This window comes from Streptococcus sp. 1453 (genome assembly GCF_013276955.1).
Taxonomy (GTDB): domain Bacteria; phylum Bacillota; class Bacilli; order Lactobacillales; family Streptococcaceae; genus Streptococcus.
The window spans coordinates 107,514-133,174 of sequence record NZ_VMLZ01000006.1 but is presented as its reverse complement, the minus strand read 5'-3'; the positions used below and the strand labels follow the sequence as shown (position 1 = coordinate 133,174).

General features: G+C 41.6%; 24 protein-coding genes and 1 other annotated feature. All 24 genes read right to left on the bottom strand.

All coding sequences use genetic code 11. The features are described 5' to 3' along the window. Nucleotides 1-17 precede the first annotated feature (17 nt). Nucleotides 18-153: a sequence feature (ribosomal protein L10 leader region), on the bottom strand. Nucleotides 154-228: 75 nt separating this feature from the next. Beyond that, on the bottom strand, nt 229-1,488 hold the full coding sequence (locus tag HW098_RS06130; protein WP_176139582.1) for a TRZ/ATZ family protein: 1,260 nt from the start codon (nt 1,486-1,488) through the stop codon (nt 229-231). A gap of 47 nt (nt 1,489-1,535) precedes the next feature. Further along, a complete protein-coding gene (locus HW098_RS10745) occupies nt 1,536-1,661 on the bottom strand; it encodes a hypothetical protein (RefSeq protein WP_275690326.1) in 126 nt (41 codons plus the stop codon). Between the two features lie 94 nt (nt 1,662-1,755). Beyond that, nucleotides 1,756-3,504: an ABC transporter ATP-binding protein gene (locus HW098_RS06125; protein ID WP_176139581.1), complete on the bottom strand. Its 1,749-nt coding sequence runs from the start codon at nt 3,502-3,504 to the stop codon at nt 1,756-1,758. 1 nt (nt 3,505) lies between these two features. After that, nucleotides 3,506-5,230 carry an ABC transporter ATP-binding protein gene (locus HW098_RS06120; RefSeq protein ID WP_176139580.1) on the bottom strand — a complete coding sequence of 575 codons (1,725 nt, stop codon included), beginning with the start codon at nt 5,228-5,230 and terminating at the stop codon, nt 3,506-3,508. A 60-nt stretch (nt 5,231-5,290) separates the two neighbouring features. Continuing rightward, the gene (gene msrB, locus HW098_RS06115; protein ID WP_176139579.1) at nt 5,291-6,229 is read right to left on the bottom strand and encodes a peptide-methionine (R)-S-oxide reductase MsrB; all 939 of its coding nucleotides are present in this window, start codon (nt 6,227-6,229) and stop codon (nt 5,291-5,293) included. A gap of 213 nt (nt 6,230-6,442) precedes the next feature. Beyond that, nucleotides 6,443-7,312 carry a homoserine kinase gene (gene thrB, locus HW098_RS06110; protein ID WP_176139578.1) on the bottom strand — a complete coding sequence of 290 codons (870 nt, stop codon included), beginning with the start codon at nt 7,310-7,312 and terminating at the stop codon, nt 6,443-6,445. Between the two features lies 1 nt (nt 7,313). Then, nucleotides 7,314-8,600 (bottom strand): homoserine dehydrogenase, encoded by a 1,287-nt coding sequence (locus HW098_RS06105; RefSeq protein ID WP_176139577.1) that lies wholly within the window; start codon nt 8,598-8,600, stop codon nt 7,314-7,316. A 150-nt stretch (nt 8,601-8,750) separates the two neighbouring features. Beyond that, nucleotides 8,751-9,488: an adaptor protein MecA gene (gene mecA / locus HW098_RS06100; protein WP_176139576.1), complete on the bottom strand. Its 738-nt coding sequence runs from the start codon at nt 9,486-9,488 to the stop codon at nt 8,751-8,753. A 199-nt stretch (nt 9,489-9,687) separates the two neighbouring features. Beyond that, nucleotides 9,688-10,722: a prephenate dehydratase gene (locus HW098_RS06095; RefSeq protein WP_176139575.1), complete on the bottom strand. Its 1,035-nt coding sequence runs from the start codon at nt 10,720-10,722 to the stop codon at nt 9,688-9,690. Beyond that, entirely contained in the window at nt 10,715-12,184 is a 1,470-nt protein-coding gene (locus HW098_RS06090; protein WP_050389933.1) for an O-antigen polysaccharide polymerase Wzy family protein, read from the bottom strand. Before HW098_RS06090 ends, HW098_RS06095 begins: the two co-directional genes overlap by 8 nt. A 15-nt stretch (nt 12,185-12,199) precedes the next feature. Further along, complete coding sequence (locus tag HW098_RS06085) at nt 12,200-13,186, bottom strand: glycosyltransferase family 2 protein (RefSeq protein WP_176139574.1); 987 nt, start codon at nt 13,184-13,186, stop codon at nt 12,200-12,202. Nucleotide 13,187: 1 nt separating this feature from the next. Further along, nucleotides 13,188-14,291 carry a glycosyltransferase gene (locus tag HW098_RS06080; RefSeq protein WP_176139573.1) on the bottom strand — a complete coding sequence of 368 codons (1,104 nt, stop codon included), beginning with the start codon at nt 14,289-14,291 and terminating at the stop codon, nt 13,188-13,190. Beyond that, entirely contained in the window at nt 14,281-15,126 is an 846-nt protein-coding gene (locus HW098_RS06075) for a phosphorylcholine transferase LicD (RefSeq protein ID WP_176139572.1), read from the bottom strand. Before HW098_RS06075 ends, HW098_RS06080 begins: the two co-directional genes overlap by 11 nt. Nucleotides 15,127-15,251: 125 nt before the next feature. Beyond that, nucleotides 15,252-16,526, bottom strand: a complete 1,275-nt coding sequence (gene psr, locus HW098_RS06070; protein ID WP_173270246.1) for a polyisoprenyl-teichoic acid--peptidoglycan teichoic acid transferase Psr — start codon at nt 16,524-16,526, stop codon at nt 15,252-15,254. After that, nucleotides 16,523-17,371, bottom strand: a complete 849-nt coding sequence (gene pheA / locus HW098_RS06065) for a prephenate dehydratase (RefSeq protein ID WP_176139571.1) — start codon at nt 17,369-17,371, stop codon at nt 16,523-16,525. Before pheA ends, psr begins: the two co-directional genes overlap by 4 nt. Then, on the bottom strand, nt 17,368-17,844 hold the full coding sequence (locus tag HW098_RS06060; RefSeq protein ID WP_176139570.1) for a shikimate kinase: 477 nt from the start codon (nt 17,842-17,844) through the stop codon (nt 17,368-17,370). The genes pheA and HW098_RS06060 overlap by 4 nt, the downstream gene beginning before the upstream one ends. Then, on the bottom strand, nt 17,837-19,120 hold the full coding sequence (gene aroA / locus HW098_RS06055) for a 3-phosphoshikimate 1-carboxyvinyltransferase (protein ID WP_176139569.1): 1,284 nt from the start codon (nt 19,118-19,120) through the stop codon (nt 17,837-17,839). Before aroA ends, HW098_RS06060 begins: the two co-directional genes overlap by 8 nt. 90 nt (nt 19,121-19,210) lie before the next feature. After that, the gene (locus HW098_RS06050; RefSeq protein WP_070478366.1) at nt 19,211-19,549 is read right to left on the bottom strand and encodes a YlbF/YmcA family competence regulator; all 339 of its coding nucleotides are present in this window, start codon (nt 19,547-19,549) and stop codon (nt 19,211-19,213) included. Between the two features lie 10 nt (nt 19,550-19,559). Beyond that, nucleotides 19,560-20,663, bottom strand: coding sequence for a prephenate dehydrogenase (locus tag HW098_RS06045; protein ID WP_176139568.1), 1,104 nt, complete (start codon nt 20,661-20,663; stop codon nt 19,560-19,562). 9 nt (nt 20,664-20,672) lie between these two features. Next, nucleotides 20,673-21,839, bottom strand: a complete 1,167-nt coding sequence (gene aroC / locus HW098_RS06040; RefSeq protein WP_176139567.1) for a chorismate synthase — start codon at nt 21,837-21,839, stop codon at nt 20,673-20,675. Nucleotides 21,840-21,848: 9 nt separating this feature from the next. After that, nucleotides 21,849-22,916: a 3-dehydroquinate synthase gene (gene aroB, locus HW098_RS06035; RefSeq protein WP_176139566.1), complete on the bottom strand. Its 1,068-nt coding sequence runs from the start codon at nt 22,914-22,916 to the stop codon at nt 21,849-21,851. A gap of 18 nt (nt 22,917-22,934) precedes the next feature. Beyond that, nucleotides 22,935-23,789, bottom strand: coding sequence for a shikimate dehydrogenase (locus HW098_RS06030; protein WP_176139565.1), 855 nt, complete (start codon nt 23,787-23,789; stop codon nt 22,935-22,937). Next, complete coding sequence (gene aroD / locus HW098_RS06025; RefSeq protein WP_173233364.1) at nt 23,779-24,456, bottom strand: type I 3-dehydroquinate dehydratase; 678 nt, start codon at nt 24,454-24,456, stop codon at nt 23,779-23,781. The genes HW098_RS06030 and aroD overlap by 11 nt, the downstream gene beginning before the upstream one ends. Further along, the gene (locus HW098_RS06020; protein WP_176139564.1) at nt 24,453-25,616 is read right to left on the bottom strand and encodes a class I SAM-dependent rRNA methyltransferase; all 1,164 of its coding nucleotides are present in this window, start codon (nt 25,614-25,616) and stop codon (nt 24,453-24,455) included. The genes aroD and HW098_RS06020 overlap by 4 nt, the downstream gene beginning before the upstream one ends. Between the last annotated feature and the right edge of the window lie 45 nt (nt 25,617-25,661).

Sequence of the window (25,661 nt, the reverse complement as noted above, 5' to 3'; positions counted from 1 at the left end):
TATTTTGCTTGGGGAATTTTTCCAAAAGAAAAACGCGCCCAAACCTAGACACGAAAGTACAATACGCTTCTTTTTACATGATACGTTTTGTCCTCGGTAGGATATTTATGAGTCGAGCTCCCCTACTGTCTTAGGCAGTTTTTTCAAACCGTATATAAGTATAGCATAGTTAAAAAAAGAATGCAAGATTTTTGCAAACTTTTTTTAAATTTTTTCGTGATTTTTCTTTTAAAGTTCTACTGTCAGGACTTGACCTTGCTTAACGACCTGTTCTCCAGCAATATAGACATCATCAACATCACTGGATTTGACAGCATAAACTAGATGGGACAGCATATTTTCTTGAGGTTGGAGATGGATTTTCCCTTGTGGTTTAATAACGAGAAAATCTGCTTGCTTGCCGACTTCTAGACTTCCTATCTGATTTTCCATCCCTAGAACCTTAGCCCCTTCGATTGTCAGTGCCTTGAGGGCTGTTTCGATAGGAAATTGGATGGCATCTCCACTTTTCATCTTCTGAAGAAGGGCTGCTGTTCGTCCTTCCTCAAACATATCAAGGTTGTTGTTGGAAGCAACTGAATCTGTCGCAATTCCGACTGCTACTCCTGCTTTTTGGAGTTGGATGATTGGAGCAATCCCTGAGGCCAATTTGAGGTTACTAATAGGATTGTGAGCAATAGCTACTTGAGAAGTTGCTAAGCGTTCAATTTCTCGCTCATTTAATTCAACCCCGTGAGCAAAGACAGACGGATGCTCTAAATAACCCAGTTCTTCAAGAAAAGCAAGGGGGCGTTTGCCGTATCGTTTCAGGATAATGCCTGATTCCTCCTTAGTCTCCGCAACATGGATATGGATGGGGATATCCAACTCTTTTGCCATATCCAAGCTTTCTGCCAACAAATCTCTACTACAGCTGTAGGGAGAATGCGGAGCTACCATAACCTTGAAATTTGGATTTTTATATCCTAAGATTTCCTCGATGATAGATCGTGTTCTGCTTATGGTCTCATCAGTTGTCTCTGCCTCAGAAGAAAAAAGGGTCGGTGAGAAATAACAACGCATCTTGGAATCTTTCACTGCCTGATAAATCCGCTCAATCTCCACACCATTGGGATTATACATATCATTAAAGGTTGTTGTTCCCGACTGGAGCATCTCTGTCAGAGCTTCTTTGACCGCCTTGGTAGTCATATCTGGTGTAAACCCAGCTTCTGCAGGCCAAATATAGTCATTGAGCCATTCATGGAGATTGCTATCATCCCGAATTCCTCTCAAGCCTGTCATAGCAGAATGGGTATGGCAATTGACCAATCCAGGCATGATCCAAGCTCCCTGATAGTCTATAATCTGCTCAGCCTGCTCTAAAATCTCTGGATTCTCTTGACCGACATAGACGATTTGAGAATCCTTAACTGCTAAGATTCCATCCAAATAAACATGGAAATCTTGGTCACAAGTCACGATATTTACATGCTGAAAGACTTTCATTCTAGGTTCCTTTTCTAAAAGACAATTTATACTCTTCTAAAATCTCTTCAAACCACATCAGCTTCACCTTGGAGTAGATATATGTTACTGACTTCGTCAGTCTTATCTACAACCTCAAAGCAGTGCTTTGAACAACCTACGGCTAACTTCCTAGTTTGTTCTTTGATTTTCATGGAGTATTACAGTGAACAATTTTTCTAGCTATTGTAACAAAAAAGTCACCCGAAGGCAACTTTTTTTGTCCATAAACTTTCAAAAGAGAATAGCTTATTCAAAGCTAAAATCTGCTGCTTGCTGCATTTGATAATACTTACCCTTTCGAGCCATGAGTTCCTGATGGCTCCCATACTCAACAATGTCGCCATCCACCAAGACAAGAATCAAATCCGCATCCTGAATGGTTGACAAGCGGTGGGCAATGATAAAGCTTGTACGCCCCTTCATGAGTTTAGCAAAGGCATCCTGTACCAGCACTTCTGTCCGTGTATCGATGGAGGAAGTCGCCTCGTCTAAGATAAGAATCTTTGGAATAGCCAGAAAGACTCGGGCTATGGTCAAGAGCTGGGCTTGACCAACAGAAAGAGATTCTCCAGCATTTTCCAACTTGGTATCATAGCCTTGAGGTAACTGTTGGATAAAAAAGTCTGCATTGGCTGCTTTTGCAGCAGCAATCACCTGCTCCCGACTGGCTTCCGGATTGCCAAAAGCAATATTGTCATGAATGGTTTCTTGCTTGAGCCAGGTTTCTTGAAGGACCATGCCAAACTGCTGGCGTAAAGAGGCACGACTATAGTCATAAATGGATTTCCCATCCAGCAAGATATCTCCTGAGTTAATAGGGTAAAAACGCATAAGGAGATTGATAAGAGTTGATTTTCCAGCACCTGTCGGACCAACAATAGCCACCTTGCTACCGGCTGGGATATCGATAGATAAGTCCTTAATCAAAATCTTTTCAGGATTGTAGCCAAAAGAGACATGTTTAAAGGAAATAGCTCCCTTAACTTGGTCACTGGTCAAGACTTCCTTACCACTTTCAGCCACCTCAGGACTCTCTAAGACTCCATAAACACGCTCTGCGCAAGCGAGAGCACTTTGCAACTCAGCTAGCACTGAAGAAATATCGTTAAAAGGTTTGGTATATTGCTGAACATAGTTCAAAAAAGTCACTAAACGCCCAATGGTCAAGGTGGATCCCATCATGATACGATAAGCACCCACTCCAGCTAAAAGCGCATAAATGAGTGCATTGACAAATCGAGTCGAAGGATTAACCGTTGAAGAATAAAAGATAGCTGACTGCGAATAACCTGCATAGTTGTCATTAGCCTCACACAGCCTTTGGATAAATTCTACCTGAGCATTAAATGACTGGATAATGGTTTGCTGGCTAAGCGATTCTTCAATCAACTGAGTCTGAATTCCCCTTGTCTCTGTTTGCTTTTGGAAGAGATGATAGGAGCGTTTGGCAATAAAGCGTGAGATTACCATAGACAGTGGCGTCAACAGCAAGACCAAGAGGGTCATGAGGAGATGAATTTGAAGCATTGCTAGAATACTAACCAAAATCATCAAAACACCAATGAAAAATTCGTTAAAAATCATGGTCAAACCAGCTTCCAACTGTTCGATGTCTGTGGTCACACGACTGACCATCTCTCCACTTCCTTGCTGATCAACAAAAGCAATCGGTAACCGATGGAGCTTATGGATGATTCGCTCTCGCAAGTCTTTAGTATAAGAGAAAATGAGGCGATTATAGAGGAGAGGATTGGCCCATTGTACCAGAGTATTTCCTATGACTACCAAGAGCATCTGGAGAAAAATTTGCCAAAAAACTGGTGAAGAGCCAGCCACTAGGACTTGGTCGATGACCTGACCAATCAGAATAGGTAAGTAAATCGATAAGGCAACTTGGGCAATGGTTCCTAGAAAGGCTAGGAAAAGGAGGAAAGGATGACTTGCTAAATCTTTTGCCAAACGTGTGAGCGTCTGGTTTGCAGTTTGTCGTCTCATACTAGCCCTCCTTTCCATGTTGGGATGCATTAATTTCACGATAGACTTGACTCGATTTCATCAAGTCCTCGTGCTTGCCGATAGCTAGGAGCTCACCTTTTTCCAAGAGGAGAATCTGGTCTGCCATCCGAAGTGTTGAGGTTCGTTGAGAGATCAAGATTAAGCTCGTATTTGGCAGATTTTCTCGAATAGCTTTCAAAAGCTTGGACTCGGTGATGGTGTCGAGGGCCGAGGTCGCATCATCTAGGATAAGGAACGGAGCTTGGCGCAAGACTGCACGTGCGATAGACAGCCTTTGTTTTTGTCCACCTGAGAAATTTCTTCCTCCTGCTTCAACTAGGGCATCCAAGAGTCCTTCCTTTTCACTGACAAAATCCTTAGCTTGCGCAATCTCCAAGGACTGCCAAAGTTCTTGGTCAGTTACTTCGTGATTGAAACCTAGAATCAAATTGGAACGAATGGTTCCTTTAAAAAGTTCGACCTTTTGGGGCACATAGGCAATCCAAGACCGCCACTGCTCCAAATTAAGAGGACTAGATCCATTTCGATAAAGGTCAATGCTTCCCTTGTCTGCTGGATAAAGACCAAGTAAGACTTTTACCAAGCTTGACTTACCAGAACCTGTTCCCCCAATGATACCAAGGATTTGCCCTTGAGTCATATCAAAGGAAATGTCTCTCAGAGAAGGCTGGGCCGCATCAGGATAGGTAAAGGTCAGTTCTTGAACTTGTAAAACCTGATTGCTAGTAACTTGCTTTTGTTCTAATTCTGAATGGATATCTTCTGGAGCCTCAGCAAAGACTTCCTCGATTCGCTTGGCTGAGATATAGGACTGGTTGAGGGAATTTATCAGCATGGCTAGCTTAACCAATTCCACCAAAATCTGTAAGAGATAGTTGATGAGGGCAATAAGAGCACCTTGACTGAGCAAGCCTCCTTGAATAGAAATATAGCCTTGCCAGATAATAACAAGAAGAGTTCCATTGACAATCAGATAAGTCAGAGGTGTTAATAAACTAGACCAGAAACCTGTTTTTTCTTGTAATCTAGCATAGACTAGGTTAAGAGTTTGAAAAATCTGTAACTCTCGTTTTTCTTGACCAAAAGCACGAATAACTCTCATCCCTTGTAATTGCTGGCGCGTTTCCTTAACCAGTTGGTCCGTTTTCTTTCTGAGACTGCTGTAGAGAGGATTGACTAACCGAGAAAGCCCTACAATAACAATGGTCAAAATGGCAACCATGACTAAGAACCAGAAAGTCAGCTCAGTTGAGATTCGATAAGCCATAAAAATGGCACCAAAAACGATAATGGGCGCTCGCAAAAAGAGACGCAGGAATTGATTGATACCAGTCTGAATCTGGTAGGTATCCGAAGTCAAGCGAGTCACCAAGCTAGAAGTTGTCAAACGGTCTCTGCTATCCTTGGGCAAGGAAAGAATATGACGATAAAGGTCGTTTGTCAGTTCTTTGGTAAACCCAACCGCTGCCTTTGCTGAGTAGAACTGGGCTATTAAGGCCACTACAACACCAATTACTGCAAAGATAAGGAGCAGACCAATCTGCATCCAGAGATGACCTTGATTTCTTTGGGGCAAGGATTGGTCAACAATTCCTGCAATCACCATGGGAACTAAGAGCTCAAACACAGCTTCTAGTAGCTTGAACAAGGGTGCTAAAATTGATTCCTTGATGTAAGGTTTGAAGTAAGATAATAGGTGTTTCATAAATCCCTTCTATTCGTATTCTAAAAATGAAGAAAGTGGGAAGTGCCCACCCTCTCTGTTTTATTTGTTTAAGTACGGTAATAAATAGCCATACCCTGCCTCTTCCATCTCATCCTTGGATACAAAACGCAAGGATGCAGAATTGATACAGTAACGGAGACCACCAAACTCACGCGGTCCATCTGTGAAAACATGACCCAAGTGAGCATTGCCTGACCGAGAACGAACCTCGATTCGCTCCATTCCATAGCTCAGATCCTTGTAATAATGAATCAATTCCTTGGAAATCGGACGGCTAAAACTTGGCCAACCACAACCTGAGGCAAACTTATCCTTGGCAAAAAAGAGTGGCTCACCCGTCGTGATGTCTACATAAATTCCCTCTTCAAAGGTTTGGTCATAAGCATTGGTAAATGGAGCCTCTGTAGCAGCTTCTTGGGTAACACGATAGGATTCTTCTGATAAGCTTTCCTTTAACACCTCTTGACTAGGCTTTTCATAATTAGAAGCATCAATCAATGGCTTCTCAGCATCGGTTACATCGATATGACAGTAACCTGAAGGATTCTTCTTAAGATAGTCTTGGTGGTAATCTTCAGCCAGAATATAGTGGCGAAGTTTCTCCACCTCTACTGCAATCTTTCGCCCAAGCATGCGTTCCTGCTCCCGCACCACTGTGTAGATAGCTGGCAAGTCTGCTTCATCCTGGTAATATATACCGGTCCGATACTGACGTCCACGGTCATTCCCTTGTTGATTGACTGATAATGGATCAATAACACGGAAATAATAAAGCAAAATTTCTCTGAGTGCTACTTCCTTCTCATCGTAAATCACTTGAACCGTTTCTGCATGGTCTGTTTCCTTGAGCAACTGGTAATTGGTCGTTTCGACTTGACCATTAGCGTAGCCAACACTGGTTGCTAGCACTCCAGAAATTCGTGAAAAGTACTCCTCTAGGCCCCAAAAACAACCACCTGCTAGATAAATTTCTGCCATCTTTATTTCTCCTTTATCAAGTTTTTAACTAATACTCTTCGAAAATCTCTTCAAACCACGTCAGCTTACATCTGCAACCTCAAAGCAGTGCTTTGAGCAACCTGCAGCTAACTTCCTAGTTTGCTCTTTGATTTTCATTGAGTATAAACTTCTTTTCAAAAAAAGGATAGGAAGCCCTCTGGTCGAGAGTTTCCCCATCCTATCATCTATTCTTTATTTTGCTTGGACACGGACACCTTGGGTATCAACCTTCAAGTCATGCAGTTTTCCTTTGAAGGGTTGCTTTTCCAATTCTGCCTTAATCGCCGGCATCTTGTCATGAGAAGCCAAAACCATAACTGTCGGCCCAGCACCAGAGAGGTAGGTTGCATAGGCACCATTTTCTTTGGCCACTTGCTTAATCGTCGCAAATTCTCTCACCAAGTCCTGACGATAGCGCTCGTGGAAGAGGTCTCCCTCGATTGCTTGACCAGCTGTCACCATATCTCCTGCCAACAAGGCCGCAACCGCCACATTGGCGATAGAACTAGCTGCAACAGCTTCCTTGTAAGACAATTTCTTAGGCAAGACACCACGGCTGTCTCGAGTACGCAATTCATAGTTGGGAATATAGGCTAGGAAATCACACTCTGGGAAGTCTGCTACGATAGCTGAAACTTGCCCATCAACAGAGCTTGCAATAACGAGATTACCATAAATTGCTGGAGCCACATTGTCAGGATGCCCTTCAATCTTTGTCGCTAACTGCAATTTTTCATGATTAGACAAGTTGAGCTGACCCAGTTGGTTGGCTAGTTCAATCCCAGCAACAATAACCGAGCTGGAAGACCCCAAACCACGCGCTAAGGGAACATTACTAGTCATTTTCAAACGTCTTGGTTGCAAGTCTGGTACAATTTGCAAAGCAATTTTTAGCAAGAGGTTACGCTCGTCATGAGGAATCCATTTGCCAATCTGGTGTTCAATCAGCCACTCATCTCGTTCTTCGCAGACCTCAATTTGAAGATACTTGGTTACAGCTACACCGACCGAGTCAAATCCTGGCCCGATATTGGCACTGGTTGCAGGTACAATAATCTTCATCTTATTCTCCTAGCACCTTGAAGGTATTCAAGAGGTCGAATTCTGAAACCTTCTTCAATTCAGCTGAGACATTTTCAAGCTGGGCTTTATTAATCTTGTGTGTGATGATGACGACACGCGCCTTATCACCTTCTTTGCCATCTTGGAGGATTTGCTTGAAGGAAATATCTTGAGAGTTAAAGATTTCAGCCAATTTCAAGACCTGACCTTTTGAGTCTGGTGCCAAGATTGAGAAGTAGTAATTTGCTTTAACATCTTCTGGATTAGCTAAGACCAAATCACGGCTATATTCGTTGAAGTCTTTGCCAATGGTACCATCATTCAAGCGACGAACGATACGGACAATATCTGCTACAACACTTGTTGCAGTTGGTTTTTGACCTGCACCTGGTCCGTAGTACATAGACTCACCGATACCGATAGATTCTACAAAAACAGCGTTCATTACCCCATTCACACTAGCAAGTGGGTGCGCTTTAGGAAGGAAGGTTGGAGTTACTTCTGCAGCAATACCTGAAGGAGTTTCCTCGATAGAACCAACCAATTTCACTACATAGCCAAGGTCTTGGGCTACAGCTACGTCTTCTGGTGTGATATTGCGGATTCCCTTGTGGGCTACATCGTCAAAGGCAACCTTCATACCAAAAGCAAATTGGCTCAAAATGACCATCTTGTAGGCTGCATCAATCCCATCCACGTCATTTGTCGGGTCGCTTTCTGCAAAACCAAGTCTTTGCGCTTCCGCAAGAGCATCATCGTAAGACCAGCCTTCTTCCACCATCTTGGTCATCATGAAGTTGGAAGTTCCGTTGACTACTCCAAGCACGCGCGTGATTTTGTCAGAAGCCAAGGAATTTGCCAAGGTACGAAGAATTGGAATACCACCAGCTACCGCTGCTTCGTAGTAAAGTGCTACCTTGTTAGCTTTAGCGATTTCTAACAATTCTGCACCATGGACAGCCAAAAGGTCCTTGTTTGCAGTAACAACGTGTTTACCAGCCTCCAAGGCACGAGTGATAAAGGTTTTAGCTGGTTCGATACGCCCCATCAATTCCACTACGATCGTAATGTCTTGATCTGACAAAATATCATCCACATTGGTTACAAAGTTAAAGTCATTCCCTGCTGCAAGCAAGCGATTCTTTTCATCTTCATCCTTGACCAACACCTTAGCAACTTCAATCTCTGAATGTGCTGATTGATTGATTTTTTCTCCATTTTCCTTTAGGAGGAAAGGTACACCACTTGCAACGGTACCAAATCCTAGTAAAGCAATTTTAACTGTCATGTTTGTCTCCTCGAAATTTTCTAATATAGCCATTATAACAGAATTTTGTGAAAATTCCTATTATAGTAAATCGCTATTTCAGTATAAAAAGAAAAAACGAATCAGACGATTCGCTCTTCTTAAAATCTAGAAATAGCTTTCCAGAAAGGATTATCCAATCTTTTGCAGATTAAGCACTGCATCGTGATTCATCAAGATTTGACCATACTCTTGTAAGACTGAACGACTAATATCACTATCGTCTGCAAACTCACGCATACGGGCCAACAGCCAAGCTGGATATGGACTTGGATGATTTTCAATATCCACTAAAATGGTCAGATAATAGCGCTCATTCATCTTGTAGAGTTCAGAAGTTTCCATCTCAAAAGTCACTGTCTTTGCAAAAGTAACCAAGTCAGCCAACTTAGCAAAAGAAAGGATGTAGTAGATGTAAGGCTCTTTCTTGCTCTCAGCTTCTTGTTCAGCCTGCTCTTGCTCTTCTTCCTTGGCTTCGACTTGCTCTAGAGATTGAATGGCTTCGATATCATCCTTGGTTTTGTCTGCGATGCTTTTTTCCAGGGTTTTGATAAATTCATCTGGAGACATTTGAGCCAATTCTTCCATATCTGGCAAATCCGATAAGTCTTCAAAATCTAGATTTTGGTCAATCTTTGATTTAGTTACAAAGACATCTACCTTATCAGGTTTTGGAGTCACACGGAAGCTCAACATACCTGTATCCAGAAAGCTATCAGGCATCTCTAACTCATCCAAGATAGCATAAAAGAACTCTTCTGTTTTTTCTTGAGGAACGAGAAAGTCAGCAATCTCCATGCCACGATCCATCAAATCCTCTAAAGACATCGTGATTTTCAAAGTTGTATCACTAATTTGTTTCATTTTCATTGCTAGTAACCTCATACTTTCAGTTCTATCTATTATACTAGATTTTTACGATTTTATCAAAAGAAGGCTCCTCTGTCATGCTAGATTTTCCCTAGGGTCTTTCTATAAAAGATTCTAAAGGGAAATTTCTGCTAACAAATAGAAAAAGCCTTCAAAATCGGCTCTTAGCCAACTTTGAAGACCTGATACATCAGAATACTTATAATTTAAAGGTTGCTACACCGAGGATAGAACGATTTAGGTTTCTAAGAATTTGAAGACTTTGTTCAAATTTCTTATAACGAGTCACTCCATACTCTTCAACAAGAAGGACTGTATCTCTTTCTAAAAGCGATGGCACATCTTGTAAATCGACAAAATGCATTCCTTTTAAAGACTCTTGATTTTGTTTCAATTTATCTAGAATAGCTTTGTTTGAGCTAACGATGGTTAATTCTTGTCCAGCATTTTTGTATGACAAGACATCTGCTAGGTTGGCAATTGTTGTGATCTCTGTTACAAAATCAATTTGATATTGAGAAAAATCACCTGCTCTATTGATTGTTGGGTTAAAAAGATAAACCAATACATTTCCCATCACAACCAAAATCACACAGACTACTCCAATAACAGCTAAACGGAGAATCAAATTCTTCACATTCAATCCAAGCGCTGTCTCACCATTTGCATTCAATTCTTTAGAGTTGATGGTTTCCAATTTTTCAATTTTTACATTTGCATAAGTGTGTTTAAATTTCTCAATCAATCCATCAATTTTTCGCTCTAACAAGTCATTGACATCTTTACTTGGTGTCAAAATTTTCACACCAACCCCTGCATCGTCAATCATATAGTAGACGGTCAGTTTTTTCCACCAATAATCATTCGTAGAATTTTTCAAGGTTGTTTCTGTCGTATCCAATTCACTAGCAATTTTTTTCAGTTCACTCGGTTCTACATCATTGAAAAGATAAGCTCCATTCAAATTCCCATCAATCAATTTCCCGTAGAAATCACTATAACCACCAATTTGATGATTCAAAATCGTTTTAGCTGAATCTTCTGGAGGGGTGATTTTATAGCTGATATAAGTTGAATAACTTGTTGTGTCTTTGACAGTATTTTTATTCTTAACTGCTTTAATGGTAAATGGTACAGCAATAAGAGCAAATAAAGCGATGAGAGCTAAAATATTTGCTTTTCGTTTTTTATAAAGATTTGCAAACAAATCAGCTACTGAATAATGTTCAAACATGATTTTTTTCTCCTTTGTTGAGTAGATACTGGTTCTCTTTTGTAAGCATTTTTGCTACAAATATAATCACAAGAACAATTCCCCAGAATTGCATTGTAAATAGATTGAAGAAACTTTCTGAAAAGCTACTTCTTGGCATAAAGAATAGATTATTCAAGATGAGTAGGGACAAGGCAAATAGGATTGTTCTTGAACGATAGGCTACTTGCAGCATGGCTATGAATAGCATACCGAGTAAGAGACTAAGTAGAAAGACCCCTATCATACCATAGTCTGTATACAACTCCATGATATAACTACTTCCGATACCATGTCCTTTCAAGTATTCCTTGTTCAAAACAAGATAGGACAAATTGTGGGCATAACTATTACTATCGATAGCTAGCTCCACACTATTGGTTGTATGTTCAAAGGCTTTTCCTCCGAAAATGGCCCCCAAGCTTCCCCTTGCAAAATAATCAAGAACAGGACCAAAAGTAAAATTACGGAAATCTCGGTAAGGGAGGCTACTGTTAAATAGAAAACCTCGAGCCAGAACGCCAAAACTGGTTCCTTGTTTATAGATAAAGTCAAGCAAGATATCCCAGAAACCTGTATGGGAAACTTGGACATTATCCCGCACATAATTGAGCACTCCCATCGCTAACATGAGAATAGGAGAACCTACAAAAATTGCTAACTTTTCTTTAAACCCAATCCATTTTCCCTTTTCAGTTTGCTCCCGCATAAAGTAATAAACAAAAGCAAATAAAATACTTAAAATAAAGGGATTTCGTGTCCCAATTGCCAAATGAATGGTATTGGCTGCAATAAAGGAGACAAGCACTGCTGTGGCCTGCAATTTCTTTGGCTTGGTTGCCAAATACATACACATTGCATAGACCGTAAAGGTTGATAAGATATAGGTAAAATAAGGCAGTTTACTTTCAAAATTTGCATAGTAGGCATAGTAGGAAGTCTGCAAGCGATACAGGAGTCGTTCAAATAACCGAATGAAATAGAAAGGATAGGTTAGAAGAAAAACTCCTAGTGATACAAAGCGTAACCTCTTGGTATAAACCTCTTTTAGAGAATTTCCTATATTTGCTACTTTTATTTTCTTCCTAGCTATGAAGTAACGAGCCAGGACGCCTCCTGTGGTCAAGCCCAGAATCGAAACCATGACGACTATAAAGGCAAAACGATAGGCTATCGGATGATAGGTATCCAGAGCGCCATCCCTAAAATAATCAATGGTCGGTCTTGATACCAGAAAGACAAAAATAGTTAAATAGAAAATAAAATGGATTAAGTAATACTTGATGTCATTCCAGCAGGCAATTAAGCTACTAACCAGTAAGAACAATAAAGTAGAAAGCAAGCTAACATTGTTATTATTAAACAGATACACAATTCCACTTACTAGCGTCAAGGCATAACTGACTATGGTCAAACTAAATAATAATCGTTTTCCATCAATCACTTGCTCACCCCCGTTCTAATGTAATTTTTTAGATTTTTCAATATTTTTCAGTAATAAGAATCGGTATAAGGAAATGTTTATGAATAGAGCCAGAGCACTAATTCTTCTCCCCTTACGGAAAATTGGATTCCTAGCAATAGCAAAGGCATGGCTTTTTAAAAAACGATGAATCTGAGAATAGGCTTCAAACTGTTTATACTGATCATCTAGCAACATCTTATCCAGAATAAAGAAGTAAGCATAGGCCAATCTGAAAAAAGCGACCTCTTTCAAATCAGGATAGTTTTTCATAACTTCATTGTAAAACTTTTGGTAGATATCAATATAGGCTAAATCCTTCTCTGCATAGGGTTTAGTCGTAATACTATCCCCTCTATGGAAATAGTAATAATAGGGTTTAGTATTAACCACGTACTTCTTAGCCAACTTGATCAAATCAAAATGATAATAGGCATCTTCGTAAATCAATCCCTTTGGAAAGGATAGGGCAGTTGCAATCTCTCTCTTGATTAGCTTATTGCAGATCGTTCCAGGTATTTTTTCACCTATGAGGTATTCCCTTAAAAATGTTTGAGAATCACAGACAAAATAGTCATCCTGATTGGCTGACTGTGGGCTTTCATCATTAGCATAGACATTCATGACACCACAGCTCGAAACATCCGCATCTTCTTGAACTAATTGCTCATATAAGCTCTGAATCATTTCTGGATGGATATAATCATCTGAGTCAATAAAAATCAGATAATCTCCGTGAGCCTGCTTCATTCCATCATTTCGTGCTTGCGACAATCCTTCGTTCTTTTTATGAAGCACTGACACCCTGTCATCTTGTTCAGCGATTGAATCACACAAGCGACCACTCTCATCTGTTGCACCATCATCAACAAGAATAATTTCCAGATTCTGATAGGTCTGCTTCTGAATGGAAGCTATCGATTTTTCTAGGTACTGCGCCACATTATAGACTGGCACAATGACACTAATTAATGCAGTTTCCATGCTACTCCTCTAATAGTTTTTCTACTTGTTCGATTTGTTTGGCAATTGTAAATTGTTGAATGAATTGGCTAGCCTCATCGACATCGAAGTTTGAGGCAGATGTCATGTAGTTTGTAATTGCCTGAGCTGCCTCTTGATTGCTCTCAATGATTTGTCCAAATCGACCTTCTTGGGATAATTCCTCAGCCCCTCCAACATCTGTAGAGACAAAAGGAAGTCCCAGACTCAAGGCTTCCACATACACTCCAGGAAAACCTTCTTGCTTAGACATAGACAATAGAACTTTCGTCTGAGATAAATACTGATAAGGATTTTTTTGATAGCCAAGGAAATGTACGTAGTCCTCAAGCTCATACTCTTTGACCCGTTTTTTCAGTTCCTCTTCCATATCACCAGCACCTATAAAGTAAAGGTGATAATTTTTCCCCTCTTGGTGTAATAACCGTATCACTTCCACCACACGGTCAGAACCCTTATTTTCTTCAATCCGTCCGATAGTACAGATACTTTGAGGCGCAATCTCGATAGCAATCTTCTCTTGAGATTTTTCTAGGATAGTCTTAAAATCATAACCATTGTAGACCGTCTGTAATTTTGAAGCATAATCTGGGTAGACTTCCTTGATAGAATGGCTGGTCTTTTTTGAGATCCCTACAATGGTATCCGCAGCATCCAACTGTCGTCTATGTGATTTTCTTTTTGAGCTATCCTTAAGAAATTCTTCAATACTTCCATGAATCCAAGAGATTTTCTTGACTTCTCTTCTTTTAGAGAACAACAGTGGTGGATTCATAATGGTAAAGGAAACTTCAACATCATAGTCATCTTTCACAAGCAAGCGCCGAGTCAGTCTTGGAAAATAAATTCTCATTCTCCACAAAAGAGCTCGTAACCATCTGGCTTGGCGATAATCCTGAAAGGATTTTAAAATGCCTACATGTTTAGGAACTGATTCGTATCCCTTGTCAAAATGCTCCATTTCAAGAATATCAATATCATACTTTTCTGGATCCAGATTTGAAACAATGGTAGATAAAATCTTCTCTGCTCCACCTCCGAGAGAAAAAGACCACATAAAAAATAAGATTTTTTTCTTAGCCACCATATTCTCCCTTGTATTCTGTATAAGACTTATCCATATCAGCGATGACAGCATCATGATGCGGTAGCTGCTTGTCTGCTGGTGGTGGCGTCATATAATCCCCAAAAGCAGTACTGAGATAGGCATCATAACCAACTGGAATAGGCATCTCTGTCCCCTCAAATGGCAAGAAAAGATTGTCCTCAAAAGATTCGATTAGGTACTTATTTCTCATGTAGCCAGGACCTGAGCATAATTCTGTAATGCCATCACTCTCAGACAAATCATACTTGGTCATTTCTTTCTCAGCTTTTTTCCAAATGCGATAACGGAGAGATTTTGGAGTCACACCCAGTAAAATACGGCTTCCCCATTTCATAAGTGCACCATGCTTTTCTGGAATAGTTTGGGCACAAAAGAGTGAATAAATCAAGGCCCAACGAACCTGTTTTTTCCGCTCAGCTGGATTTTTAGGATAATAATCCAAAGGCAAAACATCCAAGGCCAGACCATGTGGCAATTCTAAATCCTGCTGATAAGGCTTGATACAGGTGGTTTCCTTGTCACGAATGGTAATAAAAAGATTGCGGTCAACAAAATCCTTGTGACTCTTTGACAAGAAATAACGTTCATCTGCATAACGAGGCCATAATTCTGCTAATTTCTCATAATCTTTACGGGGCATAAAAAAGTCTAGGTCGTCGTCCCAAGGAATAAAGCCCTTGTTTCGAAGGGCACCAATAGCACCCCCTCCACAGAGGTAACAAAGCAAATCATGTTCTTTACAAAAGGCCACAAAATATTCAGCCATCTCCAGACTACGAGCCTGAATTGCTTTTAAATCAGTCATATTGTTCATTATTCTTTCTATCGTATCGTTTCATTATACCACAAATAGGGGGTGAAAATCTATTGCAGACTGTAAAAAATCAAAGCCTGACTGCTAGATAAATAGCCTTCAAGCTTTGATTCTCCCATCTTATTTTATCTCAAACCCATCTGAGACAATTTATTCTGATACTTGTTTTGATCGACCAGCAAACCCAAGCCTCCATAAACATCATAGGCATCTACCCAGTCACCCAGTTCTGGAATCGTCAATTTTTCAATACCATTTTTTGCTCCATCCAAAACAGATAAACCGTTTGTTAGGAGGAAAGTATAGGGTGCATTGGTTGAGGTCATAGCAAAAACTTTTCCAAGAGCTTCAGAACCAGTGAAAAGTTTAGTAGGATCTTTAATTTGCTCTAAAATTGCTGTTAAAACTTGTTGCTGTCTTTTGGTACGGCCGTAATCCGCCTCATCATCATCACGGAAACGAGCATAATTGAGCAAGGTAGAGCCATTCATCTGCTGTTTTCCGACTTTAATAGTCTGGGTTGGAGACTCAGTCTCAGTCGCATGTAAATCATCTCCGACTGTAGCTTCTGTTAGTGGACGCCCATTCAATGTTGAAAATTGAGCATCAATCGTCACCCCATCAGGGAAAAGTGTGTCAATCGCTGTAGCAAAGGCCTGAAAATCGACCAAGGCGTAGTACTTAATGTCCAAATCAAAATTATCTTTCAAAACTTGACGAACCATTTCTGCCCCTTTTTGCCCCTCTTGTTCTCCTAACTCATAGGCTACGTTTAACTTGTTATCCGTCTGTTTTCTACCGTTAATGACTTGGCTGTAACCGTCTATATAAACCAAATTGTCACGCATGAAGCTGACCAGCTTCATTTTCTTATCTGAGCCGCCAACATTTAATACCATAATAGAGTCCGTCCGCGTCTCAGCACTGTTTTGGCCGATTCGACCATCCGTCCCCATGATCAAAATATTAACCCCGTCTCTAGTGTCCTGACCATTAAAGACTTGAACCTGTGCTGCCTTAGCATCAGCAGTTTTCTTTGCACTAGCATCTTGATAACCACGTAAAAACATGAATACCATGGCTAAAGCCACACAGACTAGAAGAGAGAAAATCACCATAAAAATGCGTTTAAGACGGAGCTTCCGTCTTTTCTTTTTGGGAGGGGAAGAGAGTGCTTGTGATTTGTATTGTGAGCGACTCCGGTTTGCATAGCTTGGTAAGTCAACCTGCTCTTCTCTTTCTTGTTCCAAGCTGGAACTACTATTTACCCTAGCAAGAGTTAGCTTTTCTTGCAAATAGGCAAACTCATTTTTTTCTCTCTCATTGAGATAGTGAATATTTTTTAGCAAATAATCATAACGTAATTTTTCATGATGACTGAGAGGATTTTCTTTACTCATCTTCTCTCCTTTCCATGGTCTGATATTGGATAAATAGGATAGGCACCCAGAACCTTATACTGGATTCCGATGGCTTCTAATTCTTTTTGGGCAAAGTGGACCAGGCCCTTATCAGCATAGTCCACATCGATAATGAAAAAGTATTCGCCTAGCGCTGTCTTGAGTGGACGACTTTCAATTTTTGTTAAGTCAATTCCTCGCCAAGCAAAGGTCGACAGTGCCTTATAAAGTGCACCTGGAAGGTTGTCAGGTAAGGTCAAGGCCAAAGTCATTTTCTCAGTTTGTGCTTGCAAGGGAATGGCTGTACCTTCAGCTCCCAAAACCCAGAAACGTGTGAAATTGGCTTCCATTTCTTGAATATCTTCAGCAATCAGTTCTAAGCCATATTCTTCAGCAGAACTTCTTGGTGCAATAGCCGCAAAAGGCTGATTAGGATGTTCGGAAATAAAACGGGCCGCATAAGCTGTACTAGCTGTTACCTCGATTTGAGCCTCTGGATATTGTTCATCGATGAATTTCTTTCCTTGAGCCAAGGCCTGTGGATGTGAAAAAATCTTTTCAATCTTAGTGTGGCCTGGGACCACCATCAACTGCTGATGAATAGGCTGAACGATTTCTGCCACTGCTTGGATGCGAGCCTGATGAAAAAGGTAGTCCAAGGTTTCATGAACACTACCCTCGATAGAATTTTCAACTGGCACCACAGAATAGTCCACCAATCCTTGCTCATAGGCCTTGATGACATCTGTAATATTGGCAAAGGCCTGCAATTCCTCATGAGGAAAAGCTGTCTGCACAACGTGGTGTGAAAATGATCCCTTGGGACCTAGATAAGCAATTTTCATCTTAGTTCCTCTATAATTTCCTCTGGGCTTAACTTGGTCACATCCAAAACCCGACTGGCTACCTCCTCATACCAGACCTGTCTTTCTTGAAAAATAGCTGCAAGTTCTTCCTTGCTATTATTTAGAAAAAGCGGGCGCTGATTGTCCTTATCAGCTGCGATACGTTGGTAGAGGGTTTCAAAATCTGCTTTCAGGTAGATATTATCAGAATTTGTCTTTAGTAAGTCACGATTTCGTTGAGAAATGACTACTCCTCCACCAGTTGACACGACTTGGTCTGTTTGTAGTAAATCAGCTAGAACTTCTGACTCTACCTGTCGAAAGGCCACTTCTCCCTTTTCAGCGAAAAATTCCGCAATGGACATACCTAAGCGTTTCTCAATCAGGGCATCCATATCGAGATAATTTGGATCTAAAACTCTGGCGATTGTGGATTTGCCAGCCCCCATAAAGCCTAATAACACCTTAGCCATGAATCAAACTCTCCAAATCATCAAAGAAGCTAGGATAGCTGGTATTGATGGCTTCTGCACGATCAAGCGCCACTTCTCCATCTGCAACCAAAAGGGCTGCAATGGCTGTCATCATGCCGATACGATGGTCACCAAACGTATTGACTCTAGCACCGTGAAGGACTGATTTCCCTTTGATAATCATTCCATCAGCTGTAGGAGTAATATCTGCTCCCATGCTATTTAAAGCGTCTGCCACAACCTGAATGCGGTCTGTTTCCTTAACCTTAAGTTCCTCAGCATCCTTGATAACTGTTACACCATGTGCTTGGGTCGCAAGTAGGGAAATAATAGGCAATTCATCAATCAAGCGTGGAATCAAGGCACCACCAATCTCTGTTCCTTTCAAGTCAGAAGACTCAACAGTCAAGGTAGCAGATTTAGCGACTGGATTGATTTCAGTTATTTCCAATTTTCCACCCATGGCGCGAATGACATCAATGATACCTGTACGCGTTTCGTTGATGCCCACATTCTTAAGCATCACACGAGAATTTGGAACAATCAATCCTGCAACTAACCAAAAGGCTGCACTTGAAATATCTCCTGGAACAACCACATTTTGTCCTGTCAATTTTTGTGGCCCTTGGACTGTGATTTTCTTGCCCTCCACACTTAAATGGCCACCAAATTGTTGTAACATATCTTCAGTATGATTACGGGTGCATTCTTTTTCGATAATCACGGACTCCCCCTGAGCCTGCAAGGCTGCAAACATCAAGGCTGACTTGACTTGGGCAGAGGCAATTGGCAACTCATAATGAATAGGTCTTAGGTTTTTCGTCCCTTTTAAATGAAGGGGAGGAAGGTCTCGCTCAGTTTGTCCCGAAATGCTGACGCCCATTTTTTTCAGTGGAATCGTCACACGATCCATAGGACGTTTGGAAAGACTATCATCGCCAAACATTTCTACTTCAAAGTCTGCACCAGCAAGGACACCTGAAATCAGGCGAATCGAGGTGCCAGAATTTCCCATATCAAGGGCATTTTGTGGAGTTTTCAAGCCGTCCACACCTACACCTTGAATAGTAATGACACCGTCTTCATCCTCAATCTCTACACCAAGATCACGAAAGACCTGTATGGTCGAAAGAACGTCTTCACCTCGAAGAATATCATAAACCTTGGTCTCACCCTCAGCCAAACTTCCAAAGATAATAGAACGGTGACTGATAGACTTGTCACCTGGAACTCGGATACTGCCGTGTAAGTGGCGAATGTTTGTTTTTAGTTTCATACTGGACCTCATACTTGCAATACTTTTACTTATTTTATCATAAAAAGCCAGAAATTCCTTAAAATTTCTGACTTTATGATAGTTATTTTCTTATTTTAGCAATTCTGAAACTGGTTCGAAAACAATTTTTTCAATGTCAGAAAGGTAAATGGCCAATTGTTGTTGCTTGGTAAAGAATTCCGACAATAGGCTGTTTCCTTGAATCTGCTTGCCAAAGCCTTCCATCTTCGCTTGGAAGGAAGCATCTGGCATTTGACCTGTTTGTGCTAGTTTTTGAATTTCCTCTTGGAAAGCAACATATTCTGTAAAGATTTTGCTTGCCTCAGCGTCTGCTGCAATCGCATCTTTAGCCGCTTTGACAGCCTTGTATTCTGGCAATTCGCGTAGGCCGCGACTGAGTTCGTTTGCACTATCGTAAATATTTGACATGATTTTCTCCTTATTTGATAACGACTGTATAGTCGGTGTTTTCTGTTATGAGGTGCTCGGCTCGTTCTAAATCTTGAGCATTTTTAAATGAAATTTGTAGAATCCCGTGAATATCCTCACGGTTTTCCTCGTTGATGTGGATGTTAACCAAGGAAGTTCCACGTAGCAATTCCAAAATCCGCAAGATGACATTTTCTTCATCGGGAACATCGACATAGAGGTCATAAGAGCTATCCACACCACCACGCTTATGGATTTCCATGGCTTGGCGTTGCTCACGCGCTTGGTTGAAAAAGTTCCAAATTTGCTCTTCATCTCCCTTACTGATGGCTTGTCCAACCTCATCTAAACGTTCCTTGAAATCCTCAATTCGATCCAGAATGGTTTCACGATTAGATAAGAGAATGGAGGTCCACATACCCGGCTCGCTTTCCGCAATTCGAGTCATATCTCGAAAACCACCGGCCGCAAAGCGCCTCGCCATCTCATGTTCTTGAGCATAGACCGCAGTCTGCTCCATGAGACTGGAAGCCAGAATATGAGGAAAATGGCTAATCTGAGAAGTCACACGATCATGCTCCTTGGCATCAATCTCGATAAAACGAGCATGAAGACCTGAAAGCAGTTCCTTCATTTCCTCAAGCGTGTCCTGACTTGTCAGGCTTGAAGGTGTAAAGATATAATAGGCATTTTCAAAAAGATTGACATCCGCAGAAGCAGCCCCTGTCTTGTGACTACCGGCCATGGGATGAGCACCGACAAAGCGAACAGGCTTGCCAGCCAAATAGTTCTCCGCTGCATCTACAATAGCTGACTTGGTTGAGCCAGCATCTGAAATAATGACGCCTTCTTTCAAGTCCAAGTCGGCCAATTCCTTAATGAAAGCAATGGTTTGCTTGATTGGCAAGCTGAGAATGATGATATCTGCCAAAGGAGCAAAACTGGCAAAATCATTCGTTGCACGGTCAATCATGCCTTCTTTCAAGGCGATATCTCTCGAAGCTTGACTACGATTATAGCCTAAAATTTCATAATCTGGATGATCGCGTTTGATACCAAGTGCCATAGAGGCACCAATCAAACCAAGACCTGCGATATAGATTGTTTTTGCCATAGGAACTCCTTAATAGTTCTTTGTATAGTCTCGGTGTTTGGCTACCGCTTCTTTTAGTTCCTCGAGATTGTCTGATGAGAATTTTTCGAGGATTTCTTGTGCCAGAACCGTTGCCACAACGGCTTCCATGACCACACCTGCTGCTGGAAGAGCAGTCGGATCACTTCTTTCGACTGTTGCCTTGTAGGGTTCATGGGTTTCGATATCTACACTCATAAGTGGTTTGTAGAGAGTAGGAATGGGCTTCATAACTCCACGAACAACGATCGGTTGCCCATTAGTCATACCACCTTCAAAACCGCCAAGATTGTTAGTACGACGAGTATAGCCGTCTTCTTTAGACCAGAGAATTTCATCCATAACTTGGCTACCTTTGCGGTAACCAGCTTCAAAGCCAAGACCAAATTCCACCCCTTTAAAAGCATTGATAGAGACAACTGCCTGAGCCAATCGCGCATCCAATTTTCTGTCCCATTGGACATAGGAACCTAGGCCGACTGGAACACCTCCGACGACTGTCTCCACAACTCCACCGATGGTATCACCGTCACGTTTGATTTGGTCAATATAATCCTTGATTTCCTGTTCTCTTTCTTGGTTGACAATAGAAACTTCAGACTGGGCAGCTCTTTCCTTAATCTCAGAAACTGTGAGATTTTCAGGTACATCTATTTCCTTACCACCAAAGACCACGACATGGTTGGCAATCTCCATATCCAGTTCAGCTAAGAGGCGTTTGGCTACAGCCCCAACTGCCACCCGCATGGTGGTTTCACGGGCAGATGAACGTTCCAAGGAATTCCGCAAATCATCAAAACGGTACTTGATCCCCCCAACCAAATCGGCATGTCCTGGGCGAGGATGGGTGATTTTTCGTTTGCTTTTAAGTCGCTCTTCAATGTCTTCCGCAGACATGATATCCAGCCATTTTTGGTGGTCCTTATTGATGACATCCATTGTAATAGGAGCCCCTGTCGTCTTCCCATGGCGAACACCCGAAGTAAAGATAACTTGGTCGCTCTCAATCTTCATACGACCACCACGACCGTAGCCACCCTGACGGCGTTTCAAATCCTCATTGATACCCTCTGCTGTCAAAGGAAGTCCAGCTGGAATTCCTTCAATGATAGCCGTCAGACGGGGGCCGTGTGATTCTCCTGCAGTTAAATATCTCATACACTCTCCTTATTTTACCAAGTAGTCTTTCATCTCTTCCAGAGAAACTGGGTGAATGGTCGCTGAACCAAGCTCTGGTACCAAGACCAATTTCAAGGTATTACCACGCGCCTTCTTGTCATGAGTCAAAGCCTGATAAAGCTTGTCAACATCCCAGTTTTCATAATCAACAGGCAAGCCAAATTTCTGACACATCTCTGTGATGGACTGGGTAATACCAGCTGGCATACAGCCTTTTCCCTCAGCAACCTTGGAAATCTGTACCATTCCCATGGCTACAGCTTCACCATGCATGACTTTTCCATAACCGGCAGTCGCTTCGATGGCATGGCCAATAGTATGACCAAAATTGAGGTAAAGGCGAACACCATTGTCCAGCTCATCCTCAACCACCATCTTGCGCTTGACCTGACAAGAATGTTCAATCAAGGTCTCTGCATGTTCCAGAATGCTCTCAACAGAACCATCCAGCTCCGTCAAAAGAGCCCACAGTTCTGGATCCTCAATCAAGCCATACTTGATAACTTCACCCATTCCTTCAATCAACTCTCTTTTTCCGAGGGTTTCAAGAACAAGTGGGTCAATCAGAACCCCGTCTGGTTGGGCAAAGGTACCCACCATATTTTTAGCAAATGGAGTATTGACGCCTGTCTTTCCACCGATAGAAGAATCCACCTGAGCTGTCAAGCTAGTCGGTATCTGAACAAAGTGAATGCCCCGCATATAGGTAGAGGCTACAAAACCAGCCAGGTCCCCAACGACACCGCCACCTAGAGCCACGATTCCATCGCTACGAGTCAGCCCCTGCTTGACTAGAAATTCATAGACTTTCTGGACAGTAGTTAAATTCTTTCTTTCTTCCCCTTCTAAAAAGTCAAAAACAGCTACCTGAAAACCAGCATCTTCTAGGCTGAGCTTGACCTTCTCTGCATAAAGAGAAGCTACATGGTTGTCTGTTACAATGACCACTTTTTGTGGTTGCCAGAGTTCTCGCAACCATTGACCAGCCTGAGCCAGACAATCTTTTTCAATCTGAATATCATAAGGATGATGAGGAATATCGATTCTGATTTTCATAGGAGAATCTCCCTTTCTTTATTGGTATTTTTCTGTTAAAGACTGCCAAATTTCTTCTGTTGGCATTTCCTTTCCTGTCCACAGTTGAAAAGCTTCTGCAGCTTGATAGAGCAACATTCCCAGACCATTGACCGCTGGATTGCCCTGCCTCCTAGCCCATTTCAAAAATGGGGTTTCAAAGGGTTGGTAAATGATATCAGCTACTAAAAGAGTTTCTGATAAGACAATGCTTTTAGGAACTGGAGATGATTGACCGTCCATTCCTACACTTGTCGCATTGACCAGTAAATCCGACTCGGCAATCCTTGCTTGCAAGACAGAAACATCTTCTAAAGCATACAAGTCCACTTTAAAGCCTGTCTGCTCCTGTAAATTGTCTAGGTAAGGTCTTGTTTTTTCCATAGAAACTGAACGAACAAAGACTGAAATCTGACTGACGCCGTCCAAAATAGCTTGCGCCAAAATGGACTTGGCAGCACCACCTGCACCCAGCAGGGTCATCTTCTTACCTGTAATTGTAAAAGAAGGCAAGCTCTTAAAAAATCCCTTGCCATCTGTATTATATCCAATTAAATTGCCATTCTCATTAACAACCGTATTGACCGCACCGATCAAGCGCGCTTCGTCACTCAGTTCATCCAAATATGGAATCACTTGCTCCTTATAGGGCATGGATAGGTTGATACCAAACATCTGGTAGCGACGAATATTGGCCACCGTTTCTGCTAAGTCACTCGCTTCAATCTCCCAAGCCACATAAGCACCGTTGGTAGCTGTCGCCTCGAAGGCGCTGTTGTGAATAAAGGGGGAAATAGAATGCTTAATAGGATTGGCAACAACGGCAGCTAAACGTGTATAGCCATCAAGCTTCATCCAAAATCTCCCGAATTTTTTTCATGTTGGCTAGAGAAATCTGACCAGGGGCACTAGCCTCATCCAGACTGGCAAAAGACCAACTCGAACCCGTCACATCCGCAGTGATACGAGAGACCTTGCCCACCTTGCCCATAGAAATGGTAACATATTCCTGTTCAGGATTGAGGGTTTTAAAGCCTCGTGTATAGTTCATCAAGTCTAGCACATCCTGCTCCGTGTGAGCCATAGCCGCAACCTTAACAAGTTTTGGATTTAGGCTCGTCAACTCTGACAAGATTTCCATCATATTTTCAGGTGTTTCTTGGAAATTATGGTAACTCAAAACAAGATTTGGGAAGTCCAGCATTTCCTCAAAAACATCCTTGTAGCTATAGTACTCAAAATCAATATAGTCTGGTTGATAGAGTTGTGCCACTTCCTTGATTAGATGGATATACTCTTCTGGAGAAAGGTCGATTTCTCCCCCTTCAGAGCGAGTTCGCAATGTGAAAACCAACTCACGGCCTGCGAATTTTTCAAAAATAGCTGGAGCTACCTGCAAAATCGCTTCTTTAGGCAGATAATCGGCACGCCATTCAATGATGTCGGCATCCAGGTACCTCGTGGCATCCAGAGCCTGAGCCTCCTCTAAACTTCTTGGCATTACTGAAACGATCAATTTCATTTACTAACCTTCATACTAATCACCTTGAGGTAATTACTACTTTCATCTTTTTTATTATAGGCAAAATCTGCTGGAAGACCGTATTTATTTAAAATCTGGTAACTTCTTCCTGCAAAGCCTTTATCAATTTGTTCTGTAAATTTCTGGCGGGAAACATTGGCAGCATTGGTACTGGCAATGATAATCCCTCCCGGATTTAAAATCTCAAGACTCTGAGATATCAACTTGTGATAATCCTTAGCCACAGAGAAAGTTTGTTTTTTATTCCGAGCAAAGCTAGGCGGATCTAGGACAATCACATCGTAGGTCAAGCCTTTTCTCTTAGCGTATTTGAAATATTCAAAGACATCCATAACTATAAAACGATGCTCGTCTGTGCTGATTCCATTGGCCTGAAAATGCGCTTGTGACAATTCTCGTGAACGTTTAGCTAGGTCAACCGAAGTAGTCTGGCTTGCTCCCCCCATAGCTGCAGCTACTGAGAAGGCTGCTGTATAAGAAAACATATTGAGCAAGGATTTGCCCATAGCCAATCCATCCACTAAACTACCGCGAACCTCATGCTGGTCTAGGAAAATCCCTGTCATCAAGCCATCATTCATAAAGACTTGATACAAGACACCATTTTCCAAAACAGTGAAAAAGTCAGGTGCTTCTTGACCATAAACATGGGCAGATTCATAGTCCAAAGCCTTAAAACGGATCTTCTCATATACTCCTAAAACCTCAGGAAAAACCTGTCTAAAAGCTTCTGAGATAACCTTGCGAATCTGATAAACATAAGAGTTATACCAAGAAAAGACAGCATAGTCGCCATAAAGATCCACTGTCAGACCCCCAAAGCCATCTCCCTCTTGGTTGAAGAGACGAAAGGCAGTTGTCAAATCATCTTGATAGTAGGTTCTTCTCTTTTCTTTAGCTTGTCTAAACAGCGTTTCAAAGAAAGCTTGATTGAAGGTCACCTTGTCTGTGCTCACAAACCAGCCCAAGCCCTTGTTTTGCTGAGAAAGGTAGGCAGTCCCAAGAAAGGTTCCTTCCTGACTCTGCACTTCTACTTCCCGATCCTTGAGATGAACATTCTCAAGATCACTGGCTTCTAGTAAAACTAGCCCCTTAGCGAGCTTCTTTTCAACCCTTTTGCTGACTCTTATTCTATTCATAACTACCATTATATCAAACTTTTAGCCAATTCTCAAAAAAGAAAC

Bases quoted from the DNA above. Each gene is read 5' to 3' on its own strand.
- HW098_RS06130 (WP_176139582.1), bottom strand. From the start codon at position 1,488: ATGAAAGTCTTTCAGCATGTAAATATCGTGACTTGTGACCAAGATTTC.
- HW098_RS10745 (WP_275690326.1), bottom strand. From the start codon at position 1,661: ATGAAAATCAAAGAACAAACTAGGAAGTTAGCCGTAGGTTGTTCAAAG.
- HW098_RS06125 (WP_176139581.1), bottom strand. From the start codon at position 3,504: ATGAGACGACAAACTGCAAACCAGACGCTCACACGTTTGGCAAAAGAT.
- HW098_RS06120 (WP_176139580.1), bottom strand. From the start codon at position 5,230: ATGAAACACCTATTATCTTACTTCAAACCTTACATCAAGGAATCAATT.
- msrB (WP_176139579.1), bottom strand. From the start codon at position 6,229: ATGGCAGAAATTTATCTAGCAGGTGGTTGTTTTTGGGGCCTAGAGGAG.
- thrB (WP_176139578.1), bottom strand. From the start codon at position 7,312: ATGAAGATTATTGTACCTGCAACCAGTGCCAATATCGGGCCAGGATTT.
- HW098_RS06105 (WP_176139577.1), bottom strand. From the start codon at position 8,600: ATGACAGTTAAAATTGCTTTACTAGGATTTGGTACCGTTGCAAGTGGT.
- mecA (WP_176139576.1), bottom strand. From the start codon at position 9,488: ATGAAAATGAAACAAATTAGTGATACAACTTTGAAAATCACGATGTCT.
- HW098_RS06095 (WP_176139575.1), bottom strand. From the start codon at position 10,722: ATGTTTGAACATTATTCAGTAGCTGATTTGTTTGCAAATCTTTATAAA.
- HW098_RS06085 (WP_176139574.1), bottom strand. From the start codon at position 13,186: ATGGAAACTGCATTAATTAGTGTCATTGTGCCAGTCTATAATGTGGCG.
- HW098_RS06080 (WP_176139573.1), bottom strand. From the start codon at position 14,291: ATGGTGGCTAAGAAAAAAATCTTATTTTTTATGTGGTCTTTTTCTCTC.
- HW098_RS06075 (WP_176139572.1), bottom strand. From the start codon at position 15,126: ATGAACAATATGACTGATTTAAAAGCAATTCAGGCTCGTAGTCTGGAG.
- psr (WP_173270246.1), bottom strand. From the start codon at position 16,526: ATGAGTAAAGAAAATCCTCTCAGTCATCATGAAAAATTACGTTATGAT.
- pheA (WP_176139571.1), bottom strand. From the start codon at position 17,371: ATGAAAATTGCTTATCTAGGTCCCAAGGGATCATTTTCACACCACGTT.
- HW098_RS06060 (WP_176139570.1), bottom strand. From the start codon at position 17,844: ATGGCTAAGGTGTTATTAGGCTTTATGGGGGCTGGCAAATCCACAATC.
- aroA (WP_176139569.1), bottom strand. From the start codon at position 19,120: ATGAAACTAAAAACAAACATTCGCCACTTACACGGCAGTATCCGAGTT.
- HW098_RS06050 (WP_070478366.1), bottom strand. From the start codon at position 19,549: ATGTCAAATATTTACGATAGTGCAAACGAACTCAGTCGCGGCCTACGC.
- HW098_RS06045 (WP_176139568.1), bottom strand. From the start codon at position 20,663: ATGGCAAAAACAATCTATATCGCAGGTCTTGGTTTGATTGGTGCCTCT.
- aroC (WP_176139567.1), bottom strand. From the start codon at position 21,839: ATGAGATATTTAACTGCAGGAGAATCACACGGCCCCCGTCTGACGGCT.
- aroB (WP_176139566.1), bottom strand. From the start codon at position 22,916: ATGAAAATCAGAATCGATATTCCTCATCATCCTTATGATATTCAGATT.
- HW098_RS06030 (WP_176139565.1), bottom strand. From the start codon at position 23,789: ATGAAGCTTGATGGCTATACACGTTTAGCTGCCGTTGTTGCCAATCCT.
- aroD (WP_173233364.1), bottom strand. From the start codon at position 24,456: ATGAAATTGATCGTTTCAGTAATGCCAAGAAGTTTAGAGGAGGCTCAG.
- HW098_RS06020 (WP_176139564.1), bottom strand. From the start codon at position 25,616: ATGAATAGAATAAGAGTCAGCAAAAGGGTTGAAAAGAAGCTCGCTAAG.